Source organism: Exiguobacterium sp. s35 (assembly GCF_018617535.1).
GTDB classification, from domain to species: Bacteria; Bacillota; Bacilli; order Exiguobacteriales; family Exiguobacteriaceae; genus Exiguobacterium; species Exiguobacterium aestuarii.
The window spans coordinates 1615996-1628931 of sequence record NZ_JACSKI010000001.1; the positions used below are offsets into that span (position 1 = coordinate 1615996).

General features: G+C 48.2%; 10 protein-coding genes. 8 read left to right on the forward strand and 2 right to left on the reverse strand.

Translation table 11 applies throughout. From position 1 onward, the window contains the following. Positions 1-181 precede the first annotated feature (181 nt). On the reverse strand, positions 182-1093 hold the full coding sequence (locus KNO75_RS08260) for an NAD(P)-dependent oxidoreductase (RefSeq protein WP_214820984.1): 912 nt from the start codon (positions 1091-1093) through the stop codon (positions 182-184). Next, entirely contained in the window at positions 1090-1935 is an 846-nt protein-coding gene (locus KNO75_RS08265; RefSeq protein ID WP_214820986.1) for an aldolase/citrate lyase family protein, read from the reverse strand. Before KNO75_RS08265 ends, KNO75_RS08260 begins: the two co-directional genes overlap by 4 nt. Positions 1936-2167: 232 nt before the next feature. On the opposite strand from KNO75_RS08265, the gene KNO75_RS08270 reads away from it, so the two are divergent. The 8 genes from KNO75_RS08270 to KNO75_RS08305 all read left to right on the forward strand — a co-directional run bounded on the left by KNO75_RS08270 (position 2168) and on the right by KNO75_RS08305 (position 12936). Next, a complete protein-coding gene (locus tag KNO75_RS08270) occupies positions 2168-2815 on the forward strand; it encodes an acetyltransferase (RefSeq protein ID WP_214793311.1) in 648 nt (215 codons plus the stop codon). A gap of 227 nt (positions 2816-3042) precedes the next feature. After that, complete coding sequence (locus KNO75_RS08275) at positions 3043-5160, forward strand: NAD-dependent epimerase/dehydratase family protein (RefSeq protein ID WP_214820988.1); 2118 nt, start codon at positions 3043-3045, stop codon at positions 5158-5160. Further along, positions 5150-6019 carry a bacterial transcriptional activator domain-containing protein gene (locus KNO75_RS08280; RefSeq protein WP_214793307.1) on the forward strand — a complete coding sequence of 290 codons (870 nt, stop codon included), beginning with the start codon at positions 5150-5152 and terminating at the stop codon, positions 6017-6019. Before KNO75_RS08275 ends, KNO75_RS08280 begins: the two co-directional genes overlap by 11 nt. Before the next feature lie 9 nt (positions 6020-6028). After that, on the forward strand, positions 6029-7663 hold the full coding sequence (locus KNO75_RS08285) for a DUF2194 domain-containing protein (RefSeq protein WP_214820990.1): 1635 nt from the start codon (positions 6029-6031) through the stop codon (positions 7661-7663). Beyond that, positions 7663-9102 carry a GT4 family glycosyltransferase PelF gene (gene pelF, locus KNO75_RS08290; RefSeq protein ID WP_214820993.1) on the forward strand — a complete coding sequence of 480 codons (1440 nt, stop codon included), beginning with the start codon at positions 7663-7665 and terminating at the stop codon, positions 9100-9102. Before KNO75_RS08285 ends, pelF begins: the two co-directional genes overlap by 1 nt. After that, positions 9065-10501, forward strand: coding sequence for an exopolysaccharide Pel transporter PelG (gene pelG / locus KNO75_RS08295; RefSeq protein WP_214820994.1), 1437 nt, complete (start codon positions 9065-9067; stop codon positions 10499-10501). The genes pelF and pelG overlap by 38 nt, the downstream gene beginning before the upstream one ends. A 15-nt stretch (positions 10502-10516) precedes the next feature. Beyond that, complete coding sequence (locus KNO75_RS08300) at positions 10517-12241, forward strand: CotH kinase family protein (RefSeq protein WP_214821004.1); 1725 nt, start codon at positions 10517-10519, stop codon at positions 12239-12241. After that, on the forward strand, positions 12238-12936 hold the full coding sequence (locus KNO75_RS08305; RefSeq protein ID WP_214793292.1) for a polyphosphate polymerase domain-containing protein: 699 nt from the start codon (positions 12238-12240) through the stop codon (positions 12934-12936). The genes KNO75_RS08300 and KNO75_RS08305 overlap by 4 nt, the downstream gene beginning before the upstream one ends.

The window sequence follows — 12936 nt, forward strand, 5'->3', positions numbered from 1 at the left end:
CTCCTTCTTCGGTGCAGAGTCATGGTGTAGGTGAGTTACTATAACTCGTTGTTCCCATTCGTTTTTTTGAATAAATACGAATTGAAATGAGTAGCGAATAATTTTTTAGTGAATTATCATAAGGGCTATTTCTGAGATGGTACAACAAAAAAACAGACCGGATATGCCGGCCTGTTCGTCGTTAAATCGTGGATTGTTGTTCATTTTTCAGATTGGATAGCACGTTTTGGAAGAGTCGGTGATTCACCTGATCCGAGACGTACGAGTTGTGTGGTGTGAGGCTTACCCAGGCAAACTCATACAATGGATGACTCGGCTGGATCGGCTCCGTTTCGAATACGTCGAGCGCGACGCCGAAGAATTTTCCTTCTTGGAGCGTTTCGACCAGTGCCTCTTCGTCAATGATTGCCCCGCGCGCCACGTTGATGAGGATGGCGTCCTCTTTCATCGCCGCGAGTGCATCCCGATCGATCAGATGATATGTCTCATCTTTGAGTGGTAACGCCAAAATGACGACATCGCTCTCTTTCAACACATCATGGAGTTCGTCCAATAACACGTAGCGGTCGACAAACGGTACGTCTTTTTCACGGTGCCCGACACCAATCAGATGCATATCAAACGCACGTAACCGTTTCGCGATCGCTTCACTGACGTTGCCGACCCCGAGCAGTGTGACCGTCTTACCCGTCAGTTCGAGTAATCGTCTTTCTTTTTCCCATTGTCGATTTTGTTGCTTCTCGCGAAACGCGGCGCCATGCTTCATAAAGTCGAGCAATTGCCAGACGACCCACTCCGCCATCGGAACGGCGTATGTATCGCCGGCGTTATAAATGCGAATGCCTTTCTCTTTTAATGCTTCAACGGGTAAACGGTCAAGACCGGCGCTCACCGCTTGGACGACCTTCAATTGAGGGAAATCTTCAAGCGCCCGGTGAGCAAACACGTTTTGACAAACGAGCACTTCTACTTCAGACACATCTCGCTCGCGAATCTCTGACTCCTCTTGAAGAATTGTGACAACGTGTCCCAACTGTTCAAGCTGTGCTTGTTGGTCGAGGGATAGACGCATCCCTGTCACCCATACGTTCATGACAACATTCCTTTCTCTTGGCGTATTTCTGATGTGATGGCTTGAACTTCTTCGACGAGTCGCATACGATTTTGTTCAAACCATTCAACAGGCATCGATTCGAGTTGCTGCTCATATGCCCTAATTCTCCATACCCCTTCTTGGAATGTTTGAGCCTGCTGTGAAGATACTTTTGTCGCGTGACCGATATGACAGAAGCTCCGAGACAAAATGACACATGAAGAACCGAGGCGAACATGTTCCGGAATGATTCGCTCGGCAGGAACCCGTCCCTCCCCAATCCGGGCGATCCCACCGAAGCCATACGGAATACCAGCTTCACGAATTTGCGTGACAATCTTTTCGACGAGTCCATTCGTGAGCGGTTCAAATAGAAATGCCTGACCATAACTCAAATGCAGATCGTTCAGTCCGATGTGAATCGAATCGATTCCTCGTAAACGTAAAACGTCTGGCATGCACGCGACCGCTTCTTTCGTCTCACAGAGGAGACATACTTTGACGCGACCATCGACCATTTCGATAAATGTCGCCACTTCATCAACCGTTTTATAATACGGCAACATCAACATGTCTGCGCCACGAAAAACCGCTTCGTTAATTTCAAAACGTGATCCGGCATGGATCGGATTGATGCGGACGAGTAGCATGGCGTGTTTCAAGACGGAACGGATGCGACTGACATCGTGCATCGAATGTCTGGAAATGACCGTGTCGAGATGTCCCTGTCGTTCCTCTTTCCCGTTTAATTCTAAATCGACAAAGATGAAATCGACCCCATTTTGTTCAGCCAAACGTGCAACTTCCGGTTGATTCGTAATATACATGAACGCCAAAGACATCATCCTAACCCCCTTTAATAAGAATCACTACGATTTGAAATTAGCCATCGTCAAAAACAATGAAACAGAAAAGAATAGCATCTTTTTGCAACGATATCTGTTTTCTCAAATGGCATTCCAAATTCATGCTCGTCAGTTCCTTTCGGTTTTGTTTGAAATCAAGAGAATCGGCAATAGTGTCATTACAGACAAATCATTTCGACATTTTTCGGCAAAAGGGGTGACTTCCAAAATGGAATGGATTGTGATTTTTGGTGCAGGTGGTCACGCGCAAGTATTGATTGATATATTGGAGCTGACAGGACTTTATCGGATTGCAGGCATTTATGACGATAGTCCAAATTTAATCGGTAAATTCATTCTCGGTTACCCGATTCTCGGAAAAATCAGTTCAAATGTGGCTATCCGAAAAGGAATCATCGGAATTGGGGACAATGATCAACGCGCACTGATTGAACATCGCATACGAGAACAAATGCCAGACTTTGAATTCATCTCTGCCATTCATCCGAGCGCCATCATCGGCAAAAATGTAACCATCGGTCCAGGTGTCGCCGTGATGGCGGGAAGCGTCGTCAATCCGAACACGCGACTCGAGGCACACAGCGTCGTCAACACGATGTCTTCTGTCGACCACGACTGTCACCTCGCCCCGTTTTCTTCTGTTGCGCCAGGAGCTCATCTTGGCGGAAACGTTCGACTCGGCGAACGAACTTTTGTCGGGATGGGCGCGACGGTCATCCATAATATTCATATCGGATCCGATACCGTCGTCGGCGCCGGCGCCACCGTTGTCTCCAATCTACCGAGCCAAGCCATCGCTTACGGCACACCCGCTAAAGTGACACGTAGACGGGAAGTTCGAGAGAAATATTTATAGAAAAAAGTTCCAGTCGTTCATCAATCGACTGGAACTTTTTTATTTTCTACATATATGTTTTGTCACATTTCGTCGTATTTATTATGAAACATAAAATTTTCGACTAAAATCGACAAAATATCAGGAAAAGTCGTTTGAATTTAGGTAAATCAAATTACCCTTATATTATAATATTTCATACACATTTTTATTTTTCTCATAAAATTATTTCACAAAGGAGATAGCCGATGAACATTCTCATTACGGGAGGCTATGGGTTTTTAGGCAGTTCGATTGCCGAACGGTTCTTCAAAGAAGGGCACCGTATACATATACTCGACAACTTGACTTCTGGCTCTAAAGATACGGTCGACTTCAAACATCGTCATTTAGTGGCAGACGTCGCCGATCGAAAGTGCGAAACGTTTTTTAAAACATATGCATTCGACGTCGTCATCCATTGCGCGAACAGTGCGACCAATGATCATCCCCACCTGTCTACAAGTGGTCTATTCAACCTATTGTCCCTATCTGAAAAATACGGAGTCAAACAGTTTGTCTTCTTTTCAACACGTGATGGATTTGCGTTTGAGGCAGAAACGGTCATACCGGAGACGGCCTCTCCCATCCCACGTTCGCCTTCTGCATTAAATCAACGACATAGTGAAGAGTACGCTTTGCATTGGGGCAATCATTCTGCACTCTCTACATTGATTTTCCGTTTGTCGTCCGTGTATGGGCCGAAGCAACACATCAGTTCCGAGAGTCGATGGATCCATGACCTCATGTCGATGACCGGTACTGAGACTCTCCGTCTCCCCTCATCACATCATGCTGACCTGATTTTTATCGGTGATGTGGTGGAAGCCGTATATCGAGGCGTGATCAGTGAACTATCGGGACTGTATCACCTGTCTTCCGGTGAATCGACCTCGATTGACACACTCTGCGCACATTTAGGTGTCGAGCCACCGGTTGCGAATCAACATGTACCGAACCAGCAAGGCATCCTCGACAACCGAAAATTGAAGACAGATTTGGACTGGGTACCTCGATACGGGTTAGAAGAGGGATTACATGTAACGAAAAGTTATTATGCACATCAACCCGCATCCCCATCGCCCCAGACGATTCCGAAAGAACGTCGATTCAAACATGCACTCAGCCATCCGGTTCTACGAACGCTTGAAAATCTAACACTGTTCCTCCTGTTCTTCATCGGCTCCCTTCTGTTGACGCCGATTGTGGATACTCCGGATTATTGGTTCATTTATGTACTCTTGGCAGCACTATTGTTCGGTAAGTCCCAAGCCCTTATCGCTTCCCTTCTCGCTGTCGGGGTCCACCTCTACGAGAGTGCATCGATTGGTCGGAACATCTTGTCTCTCTTTGTCGACAACTCCATTTTGGCAACGTTCACGATGTATTTATTGATTGGTCTCGTCGTCAGCTATGTGATGGAACGCCGAAAGATTGAAATTCAATTTTTAAAAGATGAGCTGGCCGCGACGACCGAACGCCACACATTCTTGAACGATGTGTATGAGGAAACGCTCACCATTAAAAACCAGTTGCAACAACAGATTCTTCATTCAGAAGAAAGCATCGGAAGCGTGTATGAAGCGACGCGCGCCCTCGACAGCTTGGAGCCGGAAGGACTGTTCGTCGGTTCGATCTCCGTTTTAGAGAAAACGTTAAAAGCGAATCAATTTGCGATTTACATGATCAACCAGTCTTCGTTCGCCCGCCTTGCGGCAAAGTCGTCTGACTCGACGTTTACACCACGGAACTCTTTGCAAATCGAAGAACAGACAGTGATTCACGAAGTCGTCGCCTCATCCGAGATCGTCTTCAACACCTCGCTCACTCCTGGTGAACCGCTATTCGGCGCACCTTTGATTCGTCAAGGAGAAGTGATGGCCGTCATCTTATGCTATGAAGTGCCGTTCCATAACTTGACCCTCTCGTATCGCAACTTGATTGACGTCATGGTACGACTGATCAACTCCTCACTCGACCGTTCGCTTGGATATATTAATGCGATTCAGTTTGATCGGTATGTCGGGAATACAAACGCATTGAAACAAGAGTACTTTGAACGAATCCTCATCCAAAAAGAACAGGCACAACAAGAGCTAAACATTCCGTATAGTCTCGTGCTCATCGAAGAAGACCATGATGACTCCATCATTCAGAGCACGGAAACGACGTTACGGACAACTGACTATTTAGGATTCCGAACAGATGGACGATTGTACGCCATCTTATCGAATGCGACGAAAGAAGAGTCGCAAATCGTCATCGACCGCCTCGCCCGTAAGGCAATTCGTGCCGAAGTCGTGGAGGATGTCACCTATGTGGAGTAATCTCTTATATCTTCATTATGGGATCGCGTTACTCGTCCTGTTTTTCTTTTTTGTGAAGCGGCGTGAAGATGTCCTCCCTAGTTTTTTGCTGTTACTGGCCATCCCGTTTTTTAGTTGGGGCATTCTCTATTACTTACAGCGCTCCAAGCATAAAGATGCCGAACTGCCAGAGTGGTTACTTCGAAAGGAAACTTACGAGGATGTGTCGCTTCAACGACCGGATCTGTTGAACGAGACGAATATGATTTCGCTACAGGATGCGCTCATCCTCAACTCCAACCAAGTGAAGCGAAAGACGTTGATGAACGTATTGAAAAATGACTTCCTTCAACAAGCCCCGCTTCTCGCCGCAGCGTTGAAGAGTGAGGATAACGAGACGTCCCACTATGCGGCAACCGCTCTACAGCAAGCGAAGTCACTGTTGGCCAAACAGCTTCGTCATATCGAACGTGAGTTGACAGAGCGTCCAAATGACCTAGACGTCATGATTCGGTACTTAACGATTTTGAAACAAATGATTGATATGGAATTTTTAGATCGCCATACGCAGTTGAAATATACGTATTCGTATCTACATGCATTGACCGCTTTCATCGAACTTGGCGGAACGATTGACCCCGAGTACCATATCGAGCGAATCCAAATCGCTCTATCTCTCGGCGAATATGAACAGGCACTCTCTGCGAGTGAACTCTTTTTAGCTCAACACCCACGTCGTGAACAGGCTTATTTCGAGGCGATGCATGTACATTATGCGATGAAGAACGTCACACAAGTACATCATCTTGTTGATGCGCTCCGCGCCTCGGACATTCGTCTCTCACCAGAGGGGCTTCAACAACTACGGTTTTGGATATAGGGGATTTTTATGAAACATACATTTACGATGCAAAGAGGGATTTATTTGATTGGGGGCTTCATCGCCCTCTTCGGTTTTGCTTTCATTCTGATTCGCTCAGATGTCGTCTTGAAGATTCCATTGTTCGCGGAGAGTCACCCGACATCCATCCAGTCGCAAACCGTCTCGCAAACAGACGGAGCGATTGACTCCTATTTGATTTTAGATAGTAAAGGGGATGGACTACTCGCGACGCGTCTGCAGGAGCGCTTTCGTGCGATTGGGAAGGAAAGCTCTGTCATGAACATCGAACACCTGACGTCATTGAAGGATGAGGAGACGGTCATCGTCGCGACAGAACATCTCGATCGCTTGAAAGATCGGGACATTCTCCTGGATTACGTCGAAAATGGCGGCACCGTCTTGTTTGCGACACGTCCTTCGCCAAGTGATCGGTTGATGGAGATGTATCGCCAAATCGGTGTCATCGAAATCGGGTCGTTCGTCGAGACGACCGGTGTCCGATTGACTACCTCTTATTTTGAAGAAGATGTGGCAAAATCATTCGACTCGGATCGTCTGTTGAACTCGTCACTTGCGTTACGGATTGACCCAGATGCCAACTTACTCGCGACATCGTCACAAGACATCCCGTTACTGTGGTCAAAAGATTACGGGGCAGGCCGCTTCATCGTATTCAATGGCACGATGCTCTCCGAGTTCAACCAACAGGCACTCCTATTTGTCGGTCTCACGCAAGGAAAACCATTGCTGCGCCCTATTTTGAATGTGGAAGTCACGACGCTTCAAGGTTTCCCATTCTTCGCTTCGAACGAACGGCTCGTGACAAAGTCGATGACGGACCGTGACTATTTCCGGAACGTATTATGGGCTGACTTACAACGCCTCGGCGCCAAATACGGATTGAACTACGTCCTCGCCACGACGAGTCCCTCTTTAAATCCGACACCGGCAACTTCTGCTTACTCGGAAGATTTGGCGCTATACGGACGAGAGACGCTACGTTCGGGCGGGGAAATCGCCGTCTCAGGTTCCTCTTTCGAAGAAATTCGCGCAACAAAGCAACAGGTTGACTATGCGTTACCGGGGCTCAACATCAAGTCGTCTTATCAGACAGATGGAGAACTCGTCCGCCAAGTGTTTGATCATGCCACGACAGAGATTGGGGCGGCTAGTCTCCCGATCAAAGAGGATGCGATCATCAAGCTGCCCTCTACGCCACTTGAGTTGTCGGACCCGGACTGGACGTCTTGGGCACACTTCAATGAGCTCGTGACAAGTGGGAGTGTGTCCATGACGCTGTCCCCTCAAACGATCACTGCACAAGCAGAAGGCGAAGCGTTGATTACGGCTTTCCAATCTGTGTTAGATGAACAAGGTCATGACGTTCCTTGGCTCCGCTCGATGAAAGTATCAGACGTCGCTCAAAACCATCACTTTTTCAATGGACACGTATATGTCCGACAATCAGAAGACCTGTACACGTACACATTGGACGAAGCGGCTGGTGAGACATACTTTTATCTTCAATCCCCACGAAAAGTAACAGATGTGGACCAGTGCGAAGTCGAACGAATCGGTCCTAACTTATATCTCGTCAAAACCGAAGCATTATCCTTCTCAATCCGATTGGAGGCGAAATGATGAAAATTTGCTTGATTTCAGAAGGCGCATACCCTCACGTGACGGGTGGTGTATCGAGTTGGATTCAGTCGCTCATCACCGAGATGCCCGAGCATGAGTTCATCGTCTACTCCATCTCGGCAAAAGAAGTGAAAGGGAGTAAACCGAAATATTCCATTCCTGAAAACTTGGTCGAACTGCACGAGATTCATCTCGGCGATTACGTGGACCAAAAGATTGTCAGCGGAAAACGATATGACTTGACCGATGCGGAACGGCTCGCCTTTTTGTCCCTCATGTCGGATCGCCAGACGGACTGGGACGTGTTGTTCCAGTTCTTTACGAGCGGTCGCATCGATTCGGTCATGAACTTCCTTGGCAGTAAAGACTTCTTCGATATCGTCAGCACTCTTTGCGAGAAACGGTTCGTCCAGGTTCCCTTCACTGATATGTTTTGGGCGCTCCGCTCGATGCTGTTGCCGCTGTTCGTCTGTATCGACCATAAAGTACCGGAAGCGGACGTCTATCACAGCGTCTCGACCGGTTACGCGGGCGTACTCGGCGCCCTCGCAAAGTATCAATATGGGAAACCGCTACTCTTAACGGAGCACGGGATTTATACACGAGAACGTGAAGAAGAGATCATCAAGGCCTCATGGATCAAAGGTTACTTTAAAGACGTATGGATTGATTACTTCTATAGCCTTTCCTACTGCGCTTACGGTTATGCCGATGACGTCAGCACATTGTTCGAAGGGAACCAGGAGATTCAACTGGAGCTTGGGTGCCCGCCGGAGAAGACGTTCCTCGTCCCGAACGGCATCGACGTGACTCGCTTCTCCCCTGAGAAACGCACGTCACGTCCTGGGGTCCATATCGGTGCCATCTTACGGGTCGTTCCGATTAAAGATATCAAGACGATGTTACAAGCGTTCGCCATCGTCCAAGAGAAGTTCGCGGAAGCGCAGTTTTATCTCATCGGACCGTTAGATGAAGACGAGGAGTATTATGAGGAATGTCTCGAACTCATCGAGATGCTCGGACTTCAGCACGTTCATTTCACAGGTCCAGCGAACGTCCAAGACTACCTGTCCTTTTTAGACATCCTCGTCCTCTCGAGCATCAGTGAGGGACAACCGCTCGTCATTCTTGAAGGGCTGGCGATGGAAATCCCGTTCGTCTCGACCGACGTCGGGGCTTGCCGTGAACTGTTAGAAGGTCCAAACGACCGCTACGGAAAAGCCGGCAGCGTCGTCCCGGTCATGCACTTTCATCTATTGGCGCATGAGATCATCAAGCTGGTCGAACAGCCTGACATACGCCAGACTTATGGACAGAGCGGACGGGCGCGCGTCACGAATCTCTACACGTTACCGATGATGATTGATGCGTATCGTACCTATTATGAGAAAGGAGAACGTCATGGCCGGAATCGGATTTCAACTGAAGCGACTGTATGACAAATCAGGATTTTTCGGACAACTCCGTGCGTACGGCTATTCGGCCATCACGGCAGTCGGTCCGATGTTCCTCTCCATCCTGCTGATCACCGCATCGCGTGAATGGTTGCTCTACTTGAACGTCGGCGCGAACGAAGTGAACATCTATATGGCGGCAGTCCAGTATACGTTCATCTTCTCGCAACTGTTGACGGGTGGATTTTTATTTACGATCTCACGGTTCGTAGCGGACCAGACATTTTTAGAGAAGGAAGAGAACGTGTTGTCCTCGCTATACGGACTCATCAGTTTGATTGTCGTAATCGGTCTGATGATTTCCGTGTTGTTTTATATGAGGTCTCCCCTTCCGTTCAGCTACAAACTCGTGACGTATTTGTACTTCACACAGCTGTCCGTCATCTGGATTTTGTCGATGTACGTGTCCGCCTTGAAAGACTATAAAAAAATCGTCACGAGTTATGTCCTCGGGACGTTGGTCGCGGCGTTCTTCATTTGGTTGTTGACGTCCCCGCTCGGTCACCCGACGGCAACGTCCGTGTTCATCGGACTAAATATCGGCTTCTTCGTCATTTTGATCCGATTGTTCCGTGACATCCATCATTATTTCCAAGTCAATAACCGCAACTATTTTTACTTTTTAGTGTATCTCGAGAAGTATCCACTTCTCTTCTTGATTGGAACGGCCTACTACTTCGGTTTGTATGGCCATAACCTCGCCACTTGGTTCAGTGACCGGGCCATCGTCGTCGGAGAGACGTACTTGATGGCACCATACTACGACACGCCGGTCTTTTACGCCTACTTGAGCGTCCTCCCATCCCTTGTCTTGTTTATGGTGACGCTCGAGACGACGTTTTATACGTCATATAAAAAATATTATGGGCGGATTTTGAACGGCTATCCGTTCCAAGACATCCAAACCGCCAAGCGTGAGATGTTCCGTGTCCTCGGCTCAGAGCTCTTGTTCATGGCCCAAGTCCAGATGCTCGTCACGTTCATCTTCTTGTTCCTAGGTGTCCGTCTATTGCCATTCCTCGGCATGACGCAAAACCAAATCGACATCTTTATCATCGTCGTGCTTGGTAGCTGGTTCTTGAGTCTCGTCATCACGATTTTCTTGATTTTACTGTATTTCGACGAGCGTCGTGCTGCCATTCAACTGACTGGATTTTATGCGGTCACGAGCTTCCTTGTGACGCTCGCCCTCGTCCTGTTGTTCGATTTATATGGCGTCGGCATGTTCCTCTCCGCCATCCTCGCCTTCGTGTGGGGAGTACGGTTACTCATCCGAAGCTTGAACGATATCGACTATACGACGTTCTGCTCGCAGCCGATCGTCTATCAAGAAGTGACGACAAAAACAGAGATGTTCTTACGTCGCATCGGAAGTCTGTCTTAGAAGGAGTTTTCATGTATGAAGCGTTTGCCTTACCCGAGAGTGATGATTGGTCTCATCCTTCTCTTCTTCCTCTTGTTAGGAATACAAGCCTGGTTAAAAGCACCTGAATCTAGCGCGACACCGACCGAAGCAGAGGCGACGAACGAGGTCGCATCGCTCGATTCGACGTTCAAAGAAGATAAGCGCGTCTATGACAAGCATGACGGGAACAAGCTCGAACATGTGTATGTCACCATCTTCGATCAACGTACCGTTCCGGAGAACGATTTGACCTTGTACGACCTGAATGAATCGTACAAGCAATACAGCAACCTCGAGAGCGGTCCGAAGCTATATGTCCATTTCGAGACCGGGGACGCAAAAGGACCGGACGGCATTCAACTATTCGATGAGCAGGAAATGAATGCGACGATTCAACTACGAGGCCGCTCGAGTCGACTCGAACCACAAAAATCTTATAAGATTCGCCTCCAAGACAACGCGGGACTTTGGTACGGTCAAAGCGTCCTCAATTTGAACAAACATGCCGATGACCGGACCCGTGTCCGAAACCGACTCGCGTTTGCGTATTATGAACAGTTAGACAATATCTCCAGCTTACGAACAAACTTCGTACAGCTACACGTCCGGGATATGACGAACCCCGAGAAAGCCGATACGTTCGAAGATTACGGGCTCTATACCCACGTCGAGCAATTGAACGAAGAAGCGCTCGCCGCCCGTGGGCTCAACCCCGACGGTCATTTGTATAAAGCCGAGAACTTCGAGTTCTTCCGTTACCCCGACAAACTCTTGCCGACAGACGACCCGAACTATGATAAGAAGGCGTTCGAGTCGGTGTTGAAAATCAACGGGTCTGACAATCATGACGAACTGTTGACGATGCTCGACGACTTGAACGACTTGTCGAAACCGTTTGATCAAGTGTTCGACAAATACTTTGATGAAGACAATTATCTGACCTGGCTCGGGACGAACATCTTGTTCGGGAACTACGACACGATGTCGACGAACTATTACCTGTATAGCCCGCTCAACTCGGAGAAGTGGTATTTCATGCCATGGGACTTCGACAAGGCGCTCGGACGCGATACGGAACGTACCGATGCTATGCCAAGTTGGCAACAAGGGATTCAGCGTTACTGGGGAACGCTTCTCCATCGTCGTTATTTGAAAGATCCTGAAAACGTCAAGTCGCTCCAGGCGAAGATGACGGAACTTCAAGAATTGATCAATCCGACTCGAACGAAACAACTGATCGATGGATTTTATCCGGTCGTCTCGCCACTCGTGACAAGTGAACCCGATTTACGTTTTTTGAAAATCGAAGCCGATTCCTATGAAGCGAATTATCGGAGATTAGAAGACATCACGACGAAATACGCGACAGACTTTGATCGGTCGCTCGAACATCCGATGCCGATTTTCCTCCAGTACAGTCGAGACGGCAAACAAGATGTGTTCCGCTGGGATGCGTCATATGACCTTCAGAACGAGGAGCTGACGTATCACTTCGAATTGAGCACCTCGCCCGACTTCACGACAGTACTGAAAGAGCAAGCGAATCTGACGACGTTCTCCTACACTGTTCCGGCGCTCGCGCCAGGTCGTTATTATTGGCGTGTCACCGTCAAGGACGAGTCGGGCAACACGCAAATCCCGTTCGACTATTATCGGGACAACGACCGAAAGCTTCATTGGGGCATCCAACAAATCGTCATACCAGGAGAAGCAGAATGAAACGATTCCGACATGAGTTAAAATATTTTATCAACGAGCAAGACTACCATACGCTTCGCGAGCGCATCGCCACGATTTTACAGCAGGATGAGCACTCCGTCTCTCGTGAGGGCTACTTGATTCGGAGTCTCTACTTCGACAACGTCTACGACCACGATTTGATTCAAAAGAACAGCGGCATCTTTCGTCGGAAAAAGTTTCGGATTCGGACGTATAACTATTCGGATGCCGTCATTCGACTCGAGAAGAAGAGTCGCCAAGGCGAATATATCTTGAAGTCGTCCGTCGCCATCACCCGGGAGGAATATGAACAGATTTTAGATTGGGAATATGACTTCTTGCTCGAGAAGACCGAGCCGCTCTATCATGAGTTTTACTCGTATCTCACAGGTACGATCATGCGTCCTCGGGTCATCGTCGATTACGTACGTGAGGCCTACGTCGGTAGCCTCGGCAACGTTCGGGTCACGTTTGACAAGGAACTGAGTTTCGTCACGAACAGTGTCGACCTGTTCGAACCAAACCCGGTCTCGGAAGAAGTGCTCGATTATCCGAAGACAATCCTCGAAGTAAAGTACGACGAATTTTTACCGGACTATATCCGACAAGTGTTACAACTTCATACCCATCAACGTTCTGCCATCTCGAAGTATGTGCACTGCCGGATGGCGAGCATTCAATATCACGGATTTTAG